Below are 20,694 nucleotides of genomic sequence, written 5' to 3' on the forward strand. Positions count from 1 at the left end.
GCAATTAGGACGGATCAACACATTCAATAGCCCCGCATAAAACCAAGGCTAATCCTTTTCCTGTTTAAAGGGGATACCGAAATAACGGGATGGAATAATAAAGGGGAGGGTAAGTAACTCGCTGGATATATTCGTTCGTCCCTGTGCGAAGGGGATATCGTGTAAATGAGAGTATGTAATATATAGCGGTTAAGGGACAACTCGATAAAAAAGAACGCCCGCGTGTGCGAGCGTTCCTTCTGTTCAGGCTTTGGTCGCCGCTTCGAGATAGGCTTCCAGCGTGACGCCTTCCTTCATGACCTGCTTGGCCGCTTCCTTGCCGACGTAGCGAACATGCCACGGCTCGTAAGAGTAACCCGTAACGTCCTCTTGGCCTTCGAGAAAACGGATAATGAAGCCATACTCCGCGCAGTGCGCGGCGAGCCACTTGCCTTCTTTGGTGTCGCCGAACTTGGGCTCGAGCTCGTAGTTCGCGCTGGCGCTGGAGACGTCCATCGCGAGGCCCGTCTGATGCTCGCTCTGGCCGGGGCGCGCGCTGGTGCGGTTGGCGACTTCTTCGCCCTTGAGGTCGGCGTTGCGCGTGAAGATCGACTTCTGCGTCGCGTAGGAGCGGTAGCCGGAGACGGCCTTCAGCGTGATGCCGTCTTCCTTGGCGCCCGCGAACAGCTGCTCGAGCGCTTTGGCAGCCGTCTTCCTCATCTTCTGCTTGGGCGAATCCCCCGAGAACGAAAACGCGACATTCGGCTTCACAAGATCGTCGGGCGCGTAGGTGGAAGAGAGCTCGCGCTTTTTGTTGACCAGAACGAGCATGCTGTCTGAATTCGTCACGGTGGCGATGCCGTTTTTGCCGACCTTGACCGTTTTGTCCGGAGCGTTCAGCTGCAGCAGCGCATCCAGGCTCTCGGACCCGTTACTATTATCGGCTTCGTCGGAAGCGTCCGGTGTCGAGGCCGGCGCCTCAGGCGTTGTCGAGGGCGTTGCTGAGGGCGTATCCGATGCTTCGGCATCCCCTGTGGGCGCTTCCGTTTCCGCGCTATCTGTAGGCGTGGGCGAGGCGCTCTCGCCGGCGTCGTTGCCGGCATCGGAGCTGACCGCACTCTCGGCGGGCGGTGCGACAGCGGTCTCTGTGGCCGCCGGCGGTGCCGCGCTCTGCTGTTTATCCGTTCCTATGATATCGTCCGCTTTCCATAGGACGACCGCGACGACCGCTCCCGCGATCAGCCATCTGCCTATTTTCATTTCATAATCCCTCCCGATTCTATTGATTAGACGATCATAGAGTTAGATTTGTTTCGACAAACTCCGCATAATTCGGACATAGATTATACCAGCTGATATAGAGACTGGGACAGGCCTGGTCCAAGGTCGGGGAAGCATCCCCTTCCGCAGACGCTCACGAGTCGCCTGGCCGATTGCTACAATTAAAGCAAACGTTCTGAAAGCGAGGCTATTCCCTATGAGATCCCATTCGCGCATGAGCGCCATCCGTGCCTGGAAGCTGCAGCTCGGTCTGCTGCCGCTAGGCGTGGTTATGTTTGTATTGACGCTGACTGGCGTCGTGCTCGGCTTGAGCCTGGCGATCGTCGGCATCGGCATACCGATCTTGGCCGCGACCTTAACCTGGAGCGCCTTGCGCATGCAGCGGGAAAATCAGCGCTGGAGCGCCTGGAGAGCGGGCGCTCCGATCCCCGAAGCCGCAGGAGCCGCGCTGCAGCAAGCGCCAGGCGGCGAACCTGCGAGCGCGGCCCGCACATCCTGGAGAGGATGGTTCCGGGCGCTCGGCAACCCGCAGGGCTATCGCGCGGCCGCGCATCAGCTGCTCGGATTCCCGCTGCGCATCGCGCTGTTCGTCGTCTCGCTCGTGGTGCCGCTATCCGTCTTCGCCGTCATGCTGGCCCCTGCGGCATTCAAGGTCAGCGACTACCTGTACGGCTACGTCCTGTACGACGACGCCACGATGAACATGCTGCTCCCGCCGCTGTCGCCATTTGAGCGCTCGCTCGTCGTCTCCGGCATCGGGGTCGTATTGATGCTGTTCGTTCCGGCGCTGCTTCGGGCATGCGGCCGCGCTTATGCCGCCTGGCTCGAGTTTTTCGCCGGACGTCCCGAAGACACGGCTCCGGCGGCTCCGATCGCGCCGGCGCATCCGGCTGAAGCACCCGTCCCGGCCGCTGCCGGCGATTGGCTCGCCCGCGCCGAAGCGGCGATCAGCCGGTACGACGAGGATGCACGCCATACGCAAGCCCCGCAGGCGCATTGATCAAGCCAACAAAAAAGAGCAGCCCTGGCCGACGATCTCGGCACCGGGACTGCTCTTTTTTGCGTATACGGCCCTACATCCATTTTTCTCCCCAGGTCTGGATGGAGAGGATGACTTCCTCCAGATCCCGGCCCTTGTCCGTCAGTTCGTATTCGATGCGCACCGGCATCTCGGGATAGACGGTACGCTTCACGAGCCCGCTCGACTCCAGTTCCTTCATGCGATCGGTGAGCATCTTGTCGCTCATATCCGGTATCTGTTCCTTCATATCCTTAAAGCGCTTCGGACCGCCCATCAGCACGCGCACGATGAGACCCGTCCACTTTTTGCCGAGCAGTTCGGCGGCATGCTCGTATTTAGGGCACATTTTGGAGTAGTCCATGCGGCTCACCCCTTTCATTCCTCCATTTTATCATATTGGTCTCTAAATGAATAGAAGGTACAATAAAAATGTTTATTACTATATATAAGTTAGTTTGTGTATTCGCGACGTTCAGATACGGATTAATATCAAGCCTGCCAGCAAGCAGAACAGGGCCGCCCATTGGGGAATCGATAGGCGTTCGCGGTAGAGGACGAGCGAGAGGACGACGACCACGAGGCTATTGGCGGCAAAAATGGGCGCGACTAGATGCGAAGGCCCGCGGGCGAGCGCATCGGAGTACAGCTGCAAGCCGCCGTAAGAAAACACGCCGGCCGCCAACCCCCACCTAAACCCGGTGCGGATGGAGGCGGAATGAGAAAGGGATCGGCCGCCGGCAGCGTTGTCCGGACCGATCCCCATGTCCGAACCGGGTGCGTTGTCCCGGCCCGCGCCGGACCGGGCGCCGCTGCGCTTGATCCATGCGTCCGCCGCGAACCACAGCAGCGACAACAGATAGCCCGCCCACAGCACGGAGGCGCTGTCCAGCCCAAGTCCGTCCGTCACCTTCAACCCGCCGTTACGCAGGACGAACAGGCCCATCGCCGCCAAAGCGAGCGGGTACCAGCGCCGTCCGGCCATCTCGGGGTTACCGGCGGTCGACGGCGCTCTGCCTGTGGCGCCCGGCGTCGATCCGCCCCGCAGCGACAGCAGCGCGATGCCGGCCAGCAGCCAGGCCGCGCCGACGAGCGCCGTCGTACGCAGCGGCTCGCCGAACCATGCGATCCCGGCCCCCATCACGATGAGGATATTGGCGTTCGCGAGCGGCGAGACGAGGCTGGCCGGTCCATGGGCCAGCGCGCGCATGAACAGCAGGTTGCCCCATGCGGAGCCAAGGCCGATGACGGCGCCCGCGAGCCACAAGCGCCCGTCGAACGGCTGCCAAGCGCCCGTCATGAGCGCCTGGAGCCAGAAGCCGGCGGTGCCCGCGGCGTACAAGCCGAGCAGGAGCGAAGACAGCGCGCCGCCGCGCATCTGGCTCGTCTTCATGAAGAAGCCGGCCAGACCGAAGGCGAGCGCGCTGAATACGGCGAGAGGGAACCAGTGCAAAAGGAGGTACTCCTTCCGTTAGCGTCAAGAACGAAGAACGAGGAATGAGACGGAATTATTCTTTGTAACACAATTGCAATATAGTTGTTACAGGCGTGTCTCAGACGTCGGTTACAATAACGACCAAGACCCCCTTTTTCATATCCTTGAAGGCCTGCCAGCGGTGGCGGGCCTCTTTTTTTTATGCGCAAGCCGCGGTTACAGCGGCACGACCACTTTACGTTTCTGGCGGAAATATACCCATCTTTCAAATCCGATCTCCTTGAGGCGCCGGCGCACTTGCTCCCAGTCGTCGCCGACCCGCTCGGGGATATGGGCGTCCGAGCCGAACGTCACGTCGGCGCCGAAGTGCAGCGCCCGCTCGAGGATGGCGTCCGACGGATACCAGCCGCCGACGTCCTTGGTGCTGCCGCTCGTATTAATCTCGAGGGCAATGTCGTGCGCCGCGACCGCCCTCAGCGCTTGGTCGACGTCGTCTTCGGCGCCGCGTATGTCGGAGAAGCCCGGATAATAGGCCTTCATGGCATCGATATGGCCGAGCACCTGGAACATGCCGGCGTTAGCCGATTCGGTGATCAGCTTGTAATACAGCTTCTTCTCGGCGGTATGCTCGGACTTTTCGAGCTGGCGCCACCGGTTGCGGTTGAAGATGCTGATGCCGCGGGTCTGATGGACCGAGCCGATCAGATAATCGAACGGATAGGGCGCATAGGCCGCCCGGTAGATCTCGACGCTCTCGGGGAAGTAGTCGGACTCGACCCCGAGCAGCACCTCGATCCGGTCCTTGTATTTATCCTTGAGGCGCAGCACCTCGGCTACGTAATTCGGGAACTCGCTCTTCGCCATCGCGATGCCCGGCTGATACCGGTCTTCTTCCCGGGCGAAGTAAGGAGAATGGTCGGAGATGCCGATCGCCGTCATGCCCGCCGAGATCGCCGCTTCGATATAGTCCTCGATGACGCCGGAAGCATGGCCGCAGCGCTCGTGATGCGTATGCAAATCGAATTTTTCCAAGGGAACCGCCTCCTCAAGATCGACTTACCTCTATATTTATCCTTATTCGCTGCCGGTGAATTGATCCTCCGGCATTCCCTTCAAGTCGTTCAGAAATTGCTTCATCGCGTGGCTGACGTAGCGGCCGGACTTGGTGATGACGCCGACGGGATGGCTGACCTCCAGCTCCGCGACCGCGATCATCTTCAGGGTGCCCCGCCGCAGCTCGCTCGCGATCGACAGCTTGGACACGATGGCCGCGCCGAGATTGAGCTCCACCATTCGTTTGACCTCTTCGCTGCTGCTCAGGACCATCACGGGATTCGGCTCGATATGATGCTCCCTGAAGATCCGGTCGACGAACCGGCGGCCCAGCGTGTCCGGCGACAGCTGGATCAGGGGAACGTCTCGCAGCATGCCCACGGTGACGCGGTTGCGGGACGCGAGCGGATGGCCCGGCGCGACGACCAGCTCGAACGTATCGTAGTAGAGCACCGAAGTCTCGACATGCGCGCTCCGATCGGCCAGGTAGCCGATGCCGATGTCTACGAAGCCGTTTTCCACGCTGGTGAGCACCTGGGAGGAGGGCATCGTATGGATCGTCGTCTTGATGAGCGGGTATTGGTTCTGGAAATAAGACAGCACCCGGGGGAGAATCTGAATCGCGATGGAGCTGGTCGTGCCTAGCACGATATGTCCCTGCGGATTCTGATCCAGATCGGACAGCTTCTGCTTGAGCTCCTCGACGATGGATAGCATCCGCTTGGCGTGTTCCAGGAACACCTGCCCGCGGTCGGTGAGCGTTACCGGATGATTCCGGTCGACCAGGATCGTCTTGAATTCGTCCTCCAGACTTTTAATCTGGGCGGACACGGCGGGCTGCGTCAAATTCAGCGCTTCGCCGGCTTTGCGGAAGCTGAGCGTCTTCGAGATGGTCAGCAACGTCTCCAACTGGTTAATATTCAATCCTGTCACTCCATCCTATTTGAATATTTTATCGACAGGAGTGCGCGAATAAAGAGTTTTTCTTACTCCAATTATTATAGAAGGAATCCTATGGGTAAGCAAAGAGTTCGGCGAATGGTTGTTGCAACTTACTCAAATTTGAGTATAATCGATTTGAACTCCAATTAGTCGAATGAAGAAAGAGGGATCTATCCTTCCATGGATGCGAAAAAAAGCAACGTAAAACTCGCGATCGCGGGGCTCATGCTCGGTTTGTTCATGGCCGCGCTCGACCAGACGATCGTATCCACCGCGATGAAGACGATCATCCAGCAGTTAGGGGGGCTGGACAAGTTTATCTGGGTCTATTCCGCCTATATGATCGCCATGGTCGTCGCGACGCCCATCTTCGGCAAGCTGTCGGACATGTTCGGGCGCAAGCGGTACTTCCTGCTCGGGGTCGTATTGTTCCTGCTAGGCTCCATCCTGTGCGGCACCGCGCAGAACATGGATCAGCTGATCATCTACCGCGCGATTCAAGGCATCGGCGGCGGCGCGCTCATGCCGATCGTGTTCACCATCATCTTCGATCTGTTCCCGCAGGAGAAGCGGGGCAAGATGATGGGTCTGTTCGGCGCCGTATTCGGCATGTCCAGCGTGTTCGGACCGATACTCGGGGCCGTCATCACGGACAATATCAGCTGGCGCTGGATTTTTTACATCAATGTGCCGATCGGCATCCTCTCGTTTTACTTCATCTCCCGCGCGTATTATGAGTCGGCCGCCCGGCGGAAGCAGAGCATCGACTGGCTCGGCGCGATTCTGCTGACCGGGGGCGTCCTGTTCCTCATGTTCGCGCTGGAGCTCGGCGGCTCGGAAGGCTGGGCGTGGGACTCGTTCAAGACGATCGGCCTGTTCGTCGCTTCCGGACTGCTGCTCATCCTGTTCCTGATCGCGGAGCGCATGGCCAAGGATCCGATCATCGCGCTCGGCCTGTTCAAGAAGTCGCTGTTCACGAGCAGCATGATGATCAGCTTCCTGTACGGGGGCGTCATGATCGCCTGCGCCACCTATATCCCGCTGTTCATCCAGGGCGTCTTCCACAAGACCGCGACGCAGACGAGCCTGGTGCTGACGCCGATGATGATCGCGGTCGTCATCAGCAGCCAGATCGGCGGACTGGTCGCCGGCAAGTTCCGCTTCCGCACGACGATGATCGTATCGTCGATCGTGCTCACGATCGGCGCGGCGCTGCTGGGCTTCGCGATGGACCTGTCGACGGGACGCGGCATCATCACTCTGTACATGATCGTCGTAGGCCTTGGGATCGGCGTTTCGTTCTCCCTGCTCAACATCTCGACGCTTGGTTCCGTGCCGCCGCAGTACAAAGGCTCCGCTTCCTCGCTGATCACGTTCTTCCGCACGATCGGCTCGGCGCTCGGCATCACCGTATTCGGCGCCATCCAGAAGCACGCCTTCCAGTCCGACGTGCTGTCGATGCCGGGGGCGAGCCCCGAGCTGGCGGCTCAGATCAAGAGCGGGCAGGCGCTGCTGGATCCTGCGGTACAAGCCGTCATGAAGATTCCGCAGGAAGTGCTGCAGAAGCTCCTGAACGAGCTCGGCGATTCGATCATCACGACCTTCCAATGGGTGGCGCTGCTGCCGGCGCTGGCGTTCGTGTTCGCCCTCCTGATGGGCAAGGCGCGAATGGCGCCGTCCAACGCCGGCAAGCCAGGCGCGGAGAATGCGGCCAAGCCGGAGGGCGCGCCGGAGCGCGGGTGACGCGATGTCCATGAAGCTGCTCATCCTCGGCATCCTGCTGGAAAAGGACCGGCATCCGTACGAGATTCGCCAGACGATGGTGAATCGCAACTGGAACTATGCGTTTAGACTGCGCGACGGTTCTCTGTACTATGCGGTCGATCAGCTGCGCGAACGCGGCTGGATCGAGGCGGTGCACACGGTTCCCGTGCCGGGCGAACACCGTCCGGACAAGACGATCTACCGCATCACCGCGTCCGGCCGGCAGGAATTCGAGAGGCTGATGTACGAACAGCTCGAACAGCCCGCCTACCCGCAGCACCCGATGATGCTGGCGATGCCCTTCTTGCGATACGCGGACCAGACGCGCGTGGCGGAGATCGCGGGCCGCCAGCTCGCGGCCTGCGAGGAGCGGATCGCCTCGCTCGAGCGGGTGATGGCCGAAAAGGCCAGACGAATCCCGTCCAGCGCGCTGCGGATGATCGGCGGCATGCTGGAGTTCGGTCGCGCGGAGCGCGAATGGCTGTCGTTAATCGTCGCCGAAGCCGCGAACGGCGCGTACGATGAAGTACGCGACGATGCAGGCGAGTGGAGTCGCGTCGCGCGTCCGCCATTCCCACCCCATCCCGATTGAGGTTCAATGCAAGCCCGCCTCGGCGCCATGAGCGCTCAGGCGGGTTTTTCGTTTGCCGGTAGGGAGCAGGTGCGCGGCGGGAATTTTGAAGGCACGAAGGAAATGCGCCCCGCCCGTGTCGAATTGATGAGAAGGCTAAATTCCGGTAAGGGGGCGATGCGGTGCAGGACGATCAAAAAGCGATCCGAGCGTGGATGATGTACGACTGGGCGAACTCCTCGTTCGCGACGACGATCATGGCGGCGGTCATGCCGATCTATTATGCGAGCGTGGCCGCGGCGGGCCTCGAGGACGGCAGGGCGACCTCTTATTGGGGGTTCACGCAGACGGCGGCGGCGCTGGTCATCGCGGTGCTGTCGCCGCTGCTCGGCGCGATCGCCGACCGCTCGGGCGGCAAAAAGAAATTCCTTCGCTTCTTCTCGCTGCTGGGCGCAGCGGCCTGCATCGGCATGGCGTTCATCGGCGAAGGCGATTGGCCCGCGGCCTCGCTGCTCGTCATCGTCGGCATGATCGGGTTCGGCATGGGCGGCACCTTTTACGACGCGCTGCTCAACGACGTAGCATCGCCCCCGATGCGGGAGCGGGTCAGCGCGAGAGGCTTCGCGATGGGCTATCTCGGCGGCGGCGTGCTGCTGACGGTGAATCTCGCGCTCATCATCGGTTGGGAAGCGTTCGGCTTCAAGGATTCGGCGGGGGCATCGCAAGTTTCCTTCGCCATGGTGGGCGTCTGGTGGGTGCTCTTCTCGCTGCCGCTGTTCAGGCATGTGCGCGAAGCGAAAGGCTTGCCCGGCGCATCGGCCGCGGACAGCGTGCGCGAGGGATTGGCAAGACTCGGGCAGACCTTCCGCAGCGTGAAGCGTTACCCCGAGCTGTTCAAGTTCATGGTCGCTTACTGGTTTTTTTTCGACGGCATCAATACGATCATCGTCATGGCGACGAGCTACGGCACGGATATCGGCCTAGACCAGAACGCGCTCATCGGCGCGCTTCTGCTGACGCAGTTCGTCGGCTTCCCCGCGACGTGGCTGTTCGGCAGGCTGGCGGACCGGATCGGCGGCAAAAAGATGTTGTACGGCGCACTGTCGGTGTACGTGGTCATCGTGCTGCTGGGTTTCCTCATGACCAACGAGTATCACTTCTTCGCGCTCGCGCTGCTCGTCGGCCTCGTCCAGGGCGGCGCGCAATCCACCTCGCGGGCGATCTACAGCCGCCTGATCCCGCCGGGGCGCACCGCCGAGTTCAACGGCTTCCTTAGCTTCACGAGCCGCTTTTTCTCGTTCGGCGGCCCGCTCGTTTTCGGCGTCGTCGGCGTCCTCACCGGCTCGAGCCGCGCGGCGCTGCTCGCGATCGCGCTTTTCTTCGTCATCGGGATCGCGCTGCTCAAGCTGGTCAACCTGGAAAAAGGGTGGCGCGAGGCTGCTGAGTAGCGCTGTGGACAGGGCTCAAATGACAGGCTCCGCATAGGTGATCCAGGCGCTGCCGCAGGGAAGGCCGGTCTCGTAGGAAACGTTGCCGACGAGCGCCTCGAAGCTCGCCTTCGCCCGCTCCGCCTCCCGGTCGTCCCGGACGCCGAGCCAGCCGAGACCGGCGCTCAGCGTGCGCTTGGCGTCTTCGAAGGCGGCATCCCATAGATCGTATACGCTCTCCTGCCGAACGCGCGTCCGGTCGACGGGGTCGATCCAGCCGCTGCGCCTGGCGTTCAGGACGTCCCATTGCGGGATCGCGCGCGGCGGCGAGAAGGGAGCGAGCAGCCCCAGCGTCAACTTGCTCTTCCAGCCGATCGGATCGAAAAAGAGGCGCTGCGCGGCGACGAACTGGCGCACGGAGGCATCGAGCCTGTCCGCAGTGAGCTCTCCAGCCAGGCCGGGATAATGCCGACAGGCCAGCTTATAGACGACGTCCGCCATTCCTCCGGGGAGTCGGCCGCCCGTGTCGATCTCCCCCGACACGGGCGTTTTTCCCGTATGAATGCCTGCGCGGCGCCACATGACGATCGAATCCATGGCGGTCTCGAAGGCTTGGTGCTTCCACTTGCCGAAGCCGGACAGGCTGAACACGTAAGGATGCGCATGCCGGTCCAGCACGTGGTGCAGCAGGAAGCCCGCGGCGTATGCCTCGGCCTGGGCGTCGCAGGGTCTATCGCGCGTTTCTTCGAACAGGTCGATCATGAACGGTCCGCAGGAGACGTTATGCAGGAGGCTGCCGAGCCGGTTGGCCGCCGTATGCGAGCGCTGCCAGGGCAGAAAGTGATCGTAAAACAAAAAATCGGGGCCTTGACAGCCCAGTTGAAACGCGACGCGCAGTTCGCGGCGTTCCAGGTAAGAGAGTCCGAGCGCGATCGCGATCTCTCTGCCGAATTGAATGTGCGACCAAATATTAGGCATGATGCAACCTCCGGTATGATGCGGAAATGCGACTTCAGATGTCGTTCTTCATCGGATTTTCGACCGGGTCCTAAGACCTAATATCGTTCGAAAGTACCGTGAATCAACGAAAATAAGTATACTTGTACTACTTATTTAAGTATAATGATGGCAACAAGGCAAGAGAAGCGGATTTTTGTCGAAACGACGCGCAGGCAACGGATTCAGGCGGTACAGAAACGGCTCGCAAGGAGGCATCGCTCGCGAATGAAGGCAGAATATATCAACCCATTCCTGGAATCGGCACGCATGGTGATCGAGCAAATGGTTCAGATTCGGCCCAGCACCGGCCAGTTGGCGGTCAAGGATATTCACTTCGTGGACAATCACGTATGGATTCAGATCGGGCTCACCGGCCATATGAGCGGAGACATCGTATTCGGCCTGAGCGAATCCGTCGCGCTCAAGATCATATCCGCGATGATGGGCGGATTCGTCATCACCGAGATCGACGAGATGGGCAAGAGCGCGATCTCCGAGCTGGGGAACATGATCAGCGGCAACGCATCGACGATTCTGTTCAACCAGGGCGTGCACGTGGACATTACGCCTCCGCGCGTCCTGCACTCGATGATCGACAGCCATGGACAGAGCCGCAAGGCGCTGGCGGTGCCTCTCATCATGGACGGCATCGGCGAGATGGAGATCCAGGTTCTGATCGCCTGATCGATGCCTGCCGGTTCGGCGGCGCCGAGATGTCGCCGGACCGTTCCGTATGCTACAATAAGGAAGCCCCGCTGGGGCTTTTTTTAACGTTTGCGAGCGGACTGCGGGTTGATCCCGACGACTCATATGAATAATCGACGTTGGCCGTCGCATCCACCGGACGGCGTAGAAGGAGAATGCGGATGGCATCCATAGACCTGCAGGGCCGGATCGTGCTCCTGACCGGCGCCTCGAGCGGGATCGGCGCGCTGGCGGCGCGCATGCTGGCGGAGCGCGGCGCGGTGCCCGTGCTGGCCGCGCGGTCGGCGGACAAGCTGGCCGAAGTATCGGGCACGATCCGGAGCGAGCATGCGGTTATCGGCTGCGACGTGCGGAGCGAGACTTCGGTGCGCGAGGCCGTGGCCCGCACGCTCGACCGGTACGGACGCATCGACGCGCTCGTGAACAACGCGGGATACGGGGAATTCCTGTCCTTCGAGGAGACGGACCTGGCGCGATTCGAAGCGATGATGGATGTGAATTATATGGGTACCGTGCGCTTCTGCAAGGCCGTGTATCCGGTTATGAAGCAGGCGGGGGCCGGGCATATCGTTAACATCGCCTCGATCGCGGGCAAGATCGGGACGGCCAAGGCCACGGCGTATGCCGCCTCGAAGCACGCCGTGCTGGGCTTCACCAATTCGCTGCGGCAGGAGCTGCGCGGCAGCGGAATCCGGATTTCGGCGCTCAATCCGGGGCCGATCGACACGCCTTTTTTTGACCTGGCGGATCCGGAAGGGACGTATAAGCGCAATATCAGGCGCTTTATGATGAAGCCGGACAAGGTGGCCGGGGCGTTGGTGCGTCTGCTGGAGACGGGCCGGGCCGAGCGCGATCTGCCATGGGTGTCCGCGGCCGGCGCCAAGCTGATCCAGCTGTTCCCGGTATGGACGGCCGGCGCAACCGCCCGCCTGCTCAACAAGAAATGACGGCCGCGCCGGAGGGCGCCGCCGCAAAGGAGACTGAACGATGTCGGAAGAACAGATAGAACGACGCGAAGAACGGGACGGTGCGCCGGCCGAGGTGCGGACGGAGGCGGCTGCCGAAGGCGTGACGGCGGCTGACAGCGCGGAGACGGCTGGCAGTGTGGAGACAACTGACAGTGTGGAGACGAATGAGAGTGCTACGGCGGCTGGCGCAGCAGCGGCAGCCGATGCGGGTGCTGGCAATGAAGTGGCAGCCCATGCAGCGACAGGCGGTGCGGGTGCTGGCAATGAAGCGGCAGAGACGGAAGCCGATGACGTCGATAGACGGACGTTTGCCGCGCTCGGACTTTGCGCCGAGTTGACTGCCGCGCTCGCTGAAGCCGGAATGCAGGAGCCGACCTCGGTGCAGTCCGGCGTCATTCCCGAGCTGCTGGCGGGCCGGGACGGGGTGCTGCGGTCTCCGACGGGCTCCGGCAAGACGCTGGCTTATCTGCTGCCGCTTCTCCAGCTGGTCGATCCGGCGAAGCGCGAGACGCAAGCCATCGTTATCGCGCCGACGCAGGAGCTGGCGATGCAGATCGTCCGCGTCTCGGAGAAGTACGGCGAGCCGCTGGGCGTCAAGACGGTGGCATTAATCGGAGGCGCCGCGTTGTCGCGCCAACTCGACCGCATGAAGGGCAAGCCCGCCATCGTCGTCGGCACGCCGGGCCGGGTCCGCGAGGTCGTTTCGCTCCGCAAGCTGCCGCTGCACGGCGTACGGCATGTCGTCGTGGACGAGACCGATCGCGTCTTTTCGCTCGGCGGTAAGCACGACGTCGAGTTCGTGCTCAAGAACGCCGCCAAGGACCGGCAGACGGTATTCGTATCGGCGACGCGCTCGGATACGATGCGCGCCGCGGAGGCCAAGTGGCTCCGCGACCCATGGGAGACCACGGTCCGGCAGGAGCAGGAGCCCGGGCTGCCTCCGACGATCGAGCATCTGTACCTGGTCAGCGATCCGCGGGACAAGATCGACCTGGTGCGGCGCATCGTACGCACGATGAAGCCTGCGTCGACGCTTCTGTTCGTGAACGATATCGAGCGGATCGGCGAGCTGCTCGCCAAGTTGCGGTTCGAAGGCTTCGCGGTAGACGCGCTGTACGGCGATACGCCGGGACGCGAGCGGGGCGAGGTGCTGCGCAAATTCCGCGAGGGGAAAACGAAGCTGTTGATCGCGTCGGACGTAGCCGCGCGCGGACTGGACGTGCAGGATCTCGCTCTCGTGCTGCAGTTCGAGCCGGCGCTAGACGCCGACCATTACGTTCACCGCGCGGGACGCACCGGGCGGATGGGGCGGAGCGGGACGTCGATCACGATCGTGACGCCCAAGGAGCTGTTCATCATGGACAAGCTGGGCAAGCAGCTGCGCATCGAGATTCGCGAGCGCCAGCTCGCGCACGGACGCCTCGGCGGCACGCAGGGCGAAGCGAAGCGCGAGCCGGCAGGCGGCGAACGCTCCGGGGCGCAGGGCGGCAGCGCCGCCGGCGCAGGCGGCGCGAAGGGGCCGCGGCGCATGCTGAGCGGTAGCCGGCCTGCGCAAGCAGCCGGCGCGAAGGCGGGCGCGAGGCCGCAGCCGGGTTCCGCAGCCGGCGGCGCGCGCTCCGCTACGCCGCAGGGCTCTGCGGGCAGGGCGGCGGCTGCAGGACCGCGCGATGCCGGCGCCAAGCGCGTGGACGCGCGGCCGGCCGCCGAGCAGGCGGACTCGCAAGCCGCGGGCAGAAAGGCGGTCGGCGCCAAGCGCGATCAGACCGCAGCGGGCGTCGCGAACGTTGCGGGCAGAGGCGTCGACAAGAAGCCGCAGCCGGCTCGCACGGCTCCCAAGGCCAAGGAAAACCGCGAGCGCGACCGCAAAAACAAAGGAGCGCCCCGCTGGCTGAAGGACAAGCGGGCGAACAACGACGCGCAACCCGAATAGAAGCCTCGCCCCAGGGCGCCAGGACGATGCGGCAGACTCAGCCGCATCGTCTTCTTTTCGGTCGCAGCTTGCGGGCTTCGGTGACGTACGGCCGCCATGTACCGGGGAAGATGCAAGCGCTCCACGGCTTCGTTATAATGAGGAGATACCCGTGATTCGAGGAGGTTGCGATCGGATGGCAACCGCGTTAACGTTAGACAAGCTGACAGGGGGCTACAGCTCCCGCAAACCCGTCCTGCACGAGGTCAGCTTCGACATACAGCCGGGCGAGATGATGGGACTCATCGGCCTCAACGGCGCCGGCAAGAGCACGGCGATCAAGCACGTCCTTGGCCTGATGCTTCCGCAGTCCGGCGAGGTGCGGGTCGCCGGACGCAGGCTGGAGGATGACCGCGATCGCTACAGATCCTCCTGCGCTTACGTGCCGGAGCAGCCGTCCTTATTCCCGAACCTAACGGTGGCGGAGCATCTGCGCTGGACGGAGACGGCTTACGGACTGGACGCCCGCGAGGCGGCCCGCAGGACGGAGGCGCTCGCCGAGACGTTCCGCATGGGGCATGCCATGGGGGCGCTGCCGGGCACGCTGTCCAAGGGCATGCGGCAGAAGGTCATGCTGATGAACGCGCTGCTCGTCTCGCCGCCCTTGCTCATTATCGACGAGCCGTTCCTCGGACTCGATCCGCTCGCGACGCGGGCATTGGTGCTGGCGTTGAACGAAGCTAGAGCGGCGGGCTCGGCGATTCTGCTCAGCTCGCATATCTTGCCCGCGCTCGAACGCAATGCGGACCGGATCGTCGTCCTCCATCAAGGACGCATCCTGGCGAGCGGAACCCCCGGCGGGGTGAAACGAGCGGCGGACGCGGACGGCGCCGACCATACGCTCGACGATGCGTTCGAGAAGCTGATCCTGGCCGCGGACGCGGCCGGCGCCGCGACGGAAGGAGGCGCCCCCCGTGTCTAATCCGGAACGCGCCCGAGAACCCCGGGGCCTCGGGGACTGGCGGCGCGAACGGTCTGCGGCGTTTCGTCGCGAGCTGTTCCCTTATCTGCGCTACGTGGCGCAGAGCGGCTTCGCGCTGCTGCTGGCTGCGATCGGCATCACGCTGCTCGCGGGTTACGCCGGGCTGCTGTCGGACATGCCGCCCGCATGGCCCGCGGACGTCGTTGGCGTCGCGCTCCTTTTCTTCGCAGCCGTCTACACGCCGCTCCGCAGTTATCTGCAGCCGGCCGACACCGTGTTTCTGCTGCCTGCGGAGACGCGCATGATGTCCGAGAGCCTCGGGCCCGCCCTGCGCAGATCGGGTGGATACGGCGCGCTCCGGACGCTGGCCGTGTTCGCCGTCTTCGCGCCGCTCTATGCCAAGGCGCCGGTCACGGCCGATGCGGCGCCAGCCCAGCCCGGCGTGTGGGCGGCGCTGGCCGCCGCCTTTTCGCTGCTCGCCGTCTGGAATACATATGCTGCTTGGCAGGAACGCCGCGCCGCGGCCGCGACCGCACGTCTCGCCCTGCGCTTCGCCCGCTGGACGGCGACGTTGCTGGCCGCGGCGGCGCTGCTGACCCAGCCTCTGCTGCCGGCCGCGGGCTTCATGCTGCTCGCGGCCGTCGCCGTCTCGCTGTCCGCGAGGCTCACGCCCCGCCACAGGCTGCCGTGGGACCGGCTGATCGCGGAGGAGGGCGCCGCGCGCAGGCGCTGGCTTTCCTTTCTCGGCTGGTTCGTGGACATCCCGACCGAGGAGCCTCCCGCCGCCTTGCGCGCGTGGATTGCCTGGATCGCCGATCGGGTGCCGCGCAGTCCGCGTTACGCATGGCACTTCCTATATGCGAAAACGTTCCTGCGCGGCGAGGCGTTCGGCGCCTTCTGGCGCTGGAGCGCATTAATGGCCGTCGTCGCCCTTTTCGCCCGCACGCTGGCCGTCGACATGATGGTTTACATCGTCGCGCTCGCGGTCGGCGGCCTACAGCTTACCGAGCTCGGACGCATCCGGTTCGCAGAGCACGCCTCCGTCGTCCCCCTGTCCTCCGACGGGAGACGCGGCGCGGCTGCGGCCGTGGTTCGGATGGCCGGGCTCGCGGCGGCGGCGCTGCTCTGGCTGGATGCGGGGATGCCTTATCTCGCGTCTTCGCCCTTCTGGTGGCTGATCGCGCTCGCGGTCGCGCTCGTCTGGACGGGCTGGCTGCTGCCCAGACGCGTAGCTGCCAAGGACGAAGAAGACGAACTATGAGGATTCGCTTACTGGGATAAGCAGGAAATAGGCATCGAAGAGCGAATAGTACTTTTAGACCAATCCTTTAGACCGCCTTTCTGGATGTGGATAGATAGAACAGGCTATATAAAAACGAAGCAAGTGGGAGGAATGATTCATGGGCGGTTTTTTGATGAACCTCGCCCTGCACATCATCCCTTGTGCGATGCTCGGCTGGCTATCGGCCGAGGTGTTCCTGCGCAATCCGCGGCACCGGCTGAACCGTCTGGCTGCGATCATGTTCGCGTTTATGGCGTTTCAGTTCGGCACCTCTTTCCTTGCTTCGGTCTTTCCCGAAGCGGATGCGGCGAAGCTCATCAATGGCCTCGTGATCGTTCCTTCTTTTATCCTCGGTTTCCTGATGATGCTCTTCGTGCGTCAGCTGTGCGGCCGGGCGGGCAGCCCCTACGCCGTCTATCTGGACATCGCGCTGGCGGTACCCCTCGTCCTCGTCGTGCTGGTCGTGTCGCAGCCCGGCGTTTACGGAACGTACGCGGACGGGGCGGGCGCCGTGAGAGAAGGGAGCGGCATGCTGTGGGGATCTCTGGCATTGTCGGCTGCGACCTGGCTGTACGCGGCGGCTATCTGGACGATCAGCTGGAGGACCGTCCGCGGCGAAGCGTCCGTGCAACGCTCGCAGCATGTGCAGGCAGGGCTCGGCATCTTCGGAGGCGCGGCCACGACCTTCGCGGCTTTATGGATTCGACCTGACGAGCCTTATTCGGGCGCCACGCAGCTGCTCGCTCTGTACGCCCTCCTGATGTTTGCCTTTTTCATCCGCAGGGCGATTCTCCACTACGGTCTCATGCCGTCGATCATGGAAAAGTACAGGGTGCTGTTCGAGCTGTCGCCGTTCGGCGTCCTGCTGCTGGATGCGCAAGGTTCGATCCGCGAAGCGAATCCGGTCGTCAAGCTGCTGCTGGGGCTGCCGCCGGACGAGCTGATCGGCAAGCCGGTCTCCTCGTTCCTCGACCGGGGAGAACGACTGCCGCTGGGCGGGAGCGGGTCGGCGCTGCTGGAGGTGAGCATGGTCGACATGAAGGGCGAGTCGCGTCGGATGATCGTGCACCTGAACGAAGTGACGGCCGAGGGAGAACGGATGTATTACGTCGTGCTGCAGGACGAGACGGGGCGCAAAAAAGCGGAAGAGGAGATCATGTATCTGGCGTATCACGATGCCCTGACGGGCGTCGGCAATCGCCTCTATTTCCAGGAGTCGATCTCCTCGATGCTACATAACGGTGCGGAGGGCGCGCTTCTCCTGCTGGATCTGGACCGGTTCAAAGCCGTGAACGACCGGCACGGCCATCAGGCCGGAGACGCGCTGCTGCGAGAGATCGCCGCGAAGTTGCGGGAGTGCACGCCGCCGAGCGGGCTGCTCTTCCGATTGGGCGGAGACGAATTCGCGATTCTGCTGCCGGGGGGAGAGCGCGCGTGGGACCCGGAGGCGACGGCGGCGTCGCTGCTGGCAGGACTGACGGGTTACCGGGGCGCGATCTCGCCGGATTCGCCCGTCACGGTCAGCATCGGCATCGCCTATTGGCCGGATCACGGGTACGATACGACCGCTCTCCTGCATGCGGCGGACGTGGCGATGTACCAATCCAAGGAGCTCGGGCGCAACCGATACAGCGTGTACGCGCGGAGCTTGGCCGGAGCGGGCGCCTGACCATCGAAAAAGGCCTTGCCGCCGTCTTGATCTTGCGATCATGAACGGAGGCAAGGCCTTTTTCGTTGTAACGGCTAGACTTGTTCGGCGACTTCGGCCTTCAGTTCGGATACCGCGGCGTAGATCCGGTCGAACAGATCCTCCAGATACGGCTCCTCGATGCAGGAGAAGGCGACCCGCAGATCGTGCTCGCCTAGCGCGATCGTGCCGACCTCGTACTTGTCGAGCAGGCGTTGGCGCACGGCTTCGGCTTGAATGCCTTCGAGACGCAGGCACATGAAGTAGCCGGAGTTGAACGGGTAGTAGGACCAGACGCCGCTATACTTGCCGCTGTCCAGCAGGCTCTTGACCTTGTTGGCGCGGCCCTTCATGATCGCGTACTTCTCGGCCTTCTGGGCTTCGAATTCAGGGGACTTCAGCGCGTCCAGCACGAACGTCTGCGAAGGGTGCGGACCGCTCGAGATCGTCGCGCGGATGATGCCAAGCGTCTTCTGCTCGAGCGCCGCGAGCGCCTTCTCGGACTCGCCGCCGTAGGTGATGAAGCCGACGCGGAAGCCCCATACGTATTCTTCCTTGGTGGCGCCGTCGATCTTGATCGGCAGCACGCGCTCGTGCAGGCCGCACAGCGCCCCGAACAGCGATTCGTGCAGCGAATTTTCAAAGAAAAGGGCGAAGTACGCGTCGTCGGTCACGGCGACGACATTGATGCCGGCTTCGGCGGCGTCCTTGATCGCGGATACGATCTCGGCGCCTTCTTCGCGGCTCGGCGTGTAGCCCGTCGGGTTGTTCGGGAAGTTGAGGAGCACGATGGCTTTGCCTTGCGGCTTGCGGGAGAGCAGCGCCTCGCGCAGCCCTTGGGCGTTGAATCGCCCGTCCGCGGCATACAGCGGATACTCCACGATCTCGGCTCCGCGGCGAACGCCGAAGGTCAGCTCGTAGTTCTCCCAATTCTTATCCGGGATGATGACCGCGTCGCCGGCATCGGCGAACAGGTCCGCCACGATGCTGAGGCCGTGCGTCAGCGCGTTGGTAACGACCGGCATGCTGAACGTCTTGCCTTGAAGCGAAGGGTTCTCCTTCAGCATCTTGTCGCGCCATGCGGACCGAAGTTCAGGCTTGCCGGCCGGTGGCGCATATTCGTAAATGTCCTTGGGATTATAGGCGGACAATTTGTCTTGGATCATTTTCAGGTGCATCGGCTGCCCGTTCTCCGTCGCGATTCCGATCGTCGCGTTGTACGTTTTCGCTTTTTGCTTCGCTTCGGCGGACTGGCTCAGGATGCCTATCTTGGGAAAATAAATGGCCTTGCCGAGTCCGGAGAGCATCTCCGCGAATCGGGGCTGTTCCTTGGCGATGGTGTCGTTGAGCTGCTGCGCGAGGGGGTTCATTGCCGTCATCCTTCCACATGATCGAGTTCCCTGGTGAGAAAATTTCTCAGGCAGGGCATCAGTTGCTATTATACACGATCGTACCATACGCGTCACTCCAAACGGCATCCGACAGGACGATACGTAATAGGATCTGCGGCGACCGATTGCTATATTATGGATGCCGTGATATGCTCCTCGTATTCCACCGAATGGAGGGTTGCGTGTGTTGGACAGCGTCCGATTGAGAAAGCAATGCCGTTAATCGGCTCTTTAACGCTTTCTATCTCTGTTTTCGTGCAGAGTAATCGGGATCGTTCTGTCTATACGCGCATATCCGCCGGATCGATACGGCGACTTTCTCCATAATTCCGGTGATTGTCTGTCTACCTGTCCCTATTCGGCTTTGCCTATGAGCGGAATCCTTGATCCCGATTGCGACTGCACAGACGTCACCGTCTGTGTTTTTTATTTTTCATAAAAGGAGTCGTATCTCAATGATGAAATGAGTCGGGAATGGACTTTCTGGTCGCCTTCGCGGAGGACGCTCGCGGCGAGCGCTGGGTGCTTCGCAAGCCGAGACGCGCCGATGTATGGGAACGCGCCGAGAACGAGCGCAAAGTCCTGTCGTTTATAGGAGGACGGATTCCCGCGGAGGTGCCCGATTGGCGGGTCTGTACTCGCGAGCTGATCGCGTATCCGCTGCTGGGCGGCGAGCCGGTCGCGGTCGTCGATCCCGCGGTCGGCGGCTATGCATGGCAGTTCGCGCAGCAGTCGTTGACGGCCGTATTTTTTGATTCGCTCGCGGGCGCCCTGGCCGCGCTGCACAATACGGACCAAGAGGAGGCGTCGCATGCAGGCATCCGGGTCAAGTCGCCAGGGCAGGCCCGCGAAGCGTTCGCCTCCAATATAGCCGAGATCGCCGGCAGCTTCGAGATTGCGGATGATCTAAAGCGGAGATGGAACGCATGGCTCGCCGACGATACGTACTGGCCCTCTCATTCGTCGATGATCCATGGGGACCTGCATCCTCCTCACATCTTGGTAGACGGAACCCAGCGCGTCACGGGGCTGATCGACTGGACGGAAGCGGAGGTAGCGGACCCAGGCAAGGACTTCGTCATCTACTATGCGCTGTTCGGCGCGGAAGGATTGCGGGAGCTGCTCGGCAGATATGAACGCGCGGGCGGCAGGGTATGGCCGCGCATGGAACGTCATATCGCCGAGCAATGGGCCGCTTATCCCGCGCTGGTGGCGAAGTTCGCGCTTACGACGGGCAAAGAGGCCGATATGGAGATGGCCAGGGGCATGCTGGCCCATTGGCATACGGACTAGAGTCTTGG

The 20,694-nt window shown here is 62.5% G+C and carries 18 protein-coding genes; 11 read left to right on the forward strand and 7 right to left on the reverse strand.

All coding sequences use genetic code 11. From position 1 onward, the window contains the following. Window positions 1-243: 243 nt before the first annotated feature. Window positions 244-1,239, reverse strand: coding sequence for a M15 family metallopeptidase (locus PQG80_RS05610; protein ID WP_271750234.1), 996 nt, complete (start codon window positions 1,237-1,239; stop codon window positions 244-246). A 217-nt stretch (window positions 1,240-1,456) separates the two neighbouring features. Here PQG80_RS05610 and PQG80_RS05615 point away from each other — a divergent pair, with 217 nt between their 5' ends. Beyond that, on the forward strand, window positions 1,457-2,260 hold the full coding sequence (locus PQG80_RS05615; RefSeq protein WP_271750236.1) for a sensor domain-containing protein: 804 nt from the start codon (window positions 1,457-1,459) through the stop codon (window positions 2,258-2,260). Window positions 2,261-2,333: 73 nt separating this feature from the next. Here the strand turns inward: PQG80_RS05615 and PQG80_RS05620 are convergent, their stop codons facing one another. The 4 genes from PQG80_RS05620 to PQG80_RS05635 form a co-directional block, all read right to left on the reverse strand. Further along, complete coding sequence (locus PQG80_RS05620; RefSeq protein ID WP_271750237.1) at window positions 2,334-2,642, reverse strand: winged helix-turn-helix transcriptional regulator; 309 nt, start codon at window positions 2,640-2,642, stop codon at window positions 2,334-2,336. Between the two features lie 111 nt (window positions 2,643-2,753). Further along, window positions 2,754-3,731, reverse strand: coding sequence for an EamA family transporter (locus tag PQG80_RS05625; RefSeq protein ID WP_271750238.1), 978 nt, complete (start codon window positions 3,729-3,731; stop codon window positions 2,754-2,756). A gap of 198 nt (window positions 3,732-3,929) precedes the next feature. Next, window positions 3,930-4,745 carry a histidinol-phosphatase gene (locus tag PQG80_RS05630; RefSeq protein WP_271750239.1) on the reverse strand — a complete coding sequence of 272 codons (816 nt, stop codon included), beginning with the start codon at window positions 4,743-4,745 and terminating at the stop codon, window positions 3,930-3,932. A gap of 42 nt (window positions 4,746-4,787) precedes the next feature. Next, window positions 4,788-5,690: a LysR family transcriptional regulator gene (locus PQG80_RS05635; RefSeq protein WP_271750241.1), complete on the reverse strand. Its 903-nt coding sequence runs from the start codon at window positions 5,688-5,690 to the stop codon at window positions 4,788-4,790. Between the two features lie 198 nt (window positions 5,691-5,888). On the opposite strand from PQG80_RS05635, the gene PQG80_RS05640 reads away from it, so the two are divergent. The 3 genes from PQG80_RS05640 to PQG80_RS05650 all read left to right on the forward strand — a co-directional run bounded on the left by PQG80_RS05640 (window position 5,889) and on the right by PQG80_RS05650 (window position 9,491). Continuing rightward, window positions 5,889-7,451, forward strand: coding sequence for an MDR family MFS transporter (locus PQG80_RS05640; RefSeq protein ID WP_271750242.1), 1,563 nt, complete (start codon window positions 5,889-5,891; stop codon window positions 7,449-7,451). A 10-nt stretch (window positions 7,452-7,461) separates the two neighbouring features. After that, window positions 7,462-8,064, forward strand: coding sequence for a PadR family transcriptional regulator (locus tag PQG80_RS05645; RefSeq protein ID WP_271750243.1), 603 nt, complete (start codon window positions 7,462-7,464; stop codon window positions 8,062-8,064). Between the two features lie 161 nt (window positions 8,065-8,225). Next, complete coding sequence (locus PQG80_RS05650; protein ID WP_271750244.1) at window positions 8,226-9,491, forward strand: MFS transporter; 1,266 nt, start codon at window positions 8,226-8,228, stop codon at window positions 9,489-9,491. Window positions 9,492-9,506: 15 nt separating this feature from the next. Here the strand turns inward: PQG80_RS05650 and PQG80_RS05655 are convergent, their stop codons facing one another. Beyond that, a complete protein-coding gene (locus PQG80_RS05655) occupies window positions 9,507-10,448 on the reverse strand; it encodes a zinc dependent phospholipase C family protein (RefSeq protein ID WP_271750245.1) in 942 nt (313 codons plus the stop codon). A gap of 246 nt (window positions 10,449-10,694) precedes the next feature. Between PQG80_RS05655 and PQG80_RS05660 the strand changes: the two genes are divergently transcribed. The 6 genes from PQG80_RS05660 to PQG80_RS05685 all read left to right on the forward strand — a co-directional run bounded on the left by PQG80_RS05660 (window position 10,695) and on the right by PQG80_RS05685 (window position 17,984). Further along, complete coding sequence (locus PQG80_RS05660) at window positions 10,695-11,153, forward strand: chemotaxis protein CheX (protein WP_271750246.1); 459 nt, start codon at window positions 10,695-10,697, stop codon at window positions 11,151-11,153. A gap of 182 nt (window positions 11,154-11,335) precedes the next feature. Then, a complete protein-coding gene (locus tag PQG80_RS05665; RefSeq protein WP_432432719.1) occupies window positions 11,336-12,121 on the forward strand; it encodes an SDR family NAD(P)-dependent oxidoreductase in 786 nt (261 codons plus the stop codon). 40 nt (window positions 12,122-12,161) lie between these two features. Then, complete coding sequence (locus tag PQG80_RS05670; RefSeq protein WP_271750247.1) at window positions 12,162-14,072, forward strand: DEAD/DEAH box helicase; 1,911 nt, start codon at window positions 12,162-12,164, stop codon at window positions 14,070-14,072. Between the two features lie 175 nt (window positions 14,073-14,247). Then, complete coding sequence (locus PQG80_RS05675) at window positions 14,248-15,033, forward strand: ABC transporter ATP-binding protein (protein ID WP_271750248.1); 786 nt, start codon at window positions 14,248-14,250, stop codon at window positions 15,031-15,033. Continuing rightward, window positions 15,026-16,294, forward strand: coding sequence for an ABC transporter permease (locus tag PQG80_RS05680; RefSeq protein WP_271750249.1), 1,269 nt, complete (start codon window positions 15,026-15,028; stop codon window positions 16,292-16,294). The genes PQG80_RS05675 and PQG80_RS05680 overlap by 8 nt, the downstream gene beginning before the upstream one ends. Before the next feature lie 139 nt (window positions 16,295-16,433). Continuing rightward, a complete protein-coding gene (locus tag PQG80_RS05685) occupies window positions 16,434-17,984 on the forward strand; it encodes a sensor domain-containing diguanylate cyclase (protein ID WP_271750250.1) in 1,551 nt (516 codons plus the stop codon). 74 nt (window positions 17,985-18,058) lie between these two features. On the opposite strand, the gene PQG80_RS05690 is transcribed toward PQG80_RS05685, so the two are convergent. Next, window positions 18,059-19,372: an aminotransferase class I/II-fold pyridoxal phosphate-dependent enzyme gene (locus PQG80_RS05690; RefSeq protein WP_271750251.1), complete on the reverse strand. Its 1,314-nt coding sequence runs from the start codon at window positions 19,370-19,372 to the stop codon at window positions 18,059-18,061. A 495-nt stretch (window positions 19,373-19,867) separates the two neighbouring features. Between PQG80_RS05690 and PQG80_RS05695 the strand changes: the two genes are divergently transcribed. Next, window positions 19,868-20,686 carry a macrolide 2'-phosphotransferase gene (locus PQG80_RS05695; RefSeq protein ID WP_271750252.1) on the forward strand — a complete coding sequence of 273 codons (819 nt, stop codon included), beginning with the start codon at window positions 19,868-19,870 and terminating at the stop codon, window positions 20,684-20,686. Window positions 20,687-20,694: the final 8 nt, after the last annotated feature.

The sequence above is a fragment of the Cohnella rhizoplanae genome, from assembly GCF_948329515.1.
GTDB classification, from domain to species: Bacteria; Bacillota; Bacilli; order Paenibacillales; family Paenibacillaceae; genus Cohnella; species Cohnella rhizoplanae.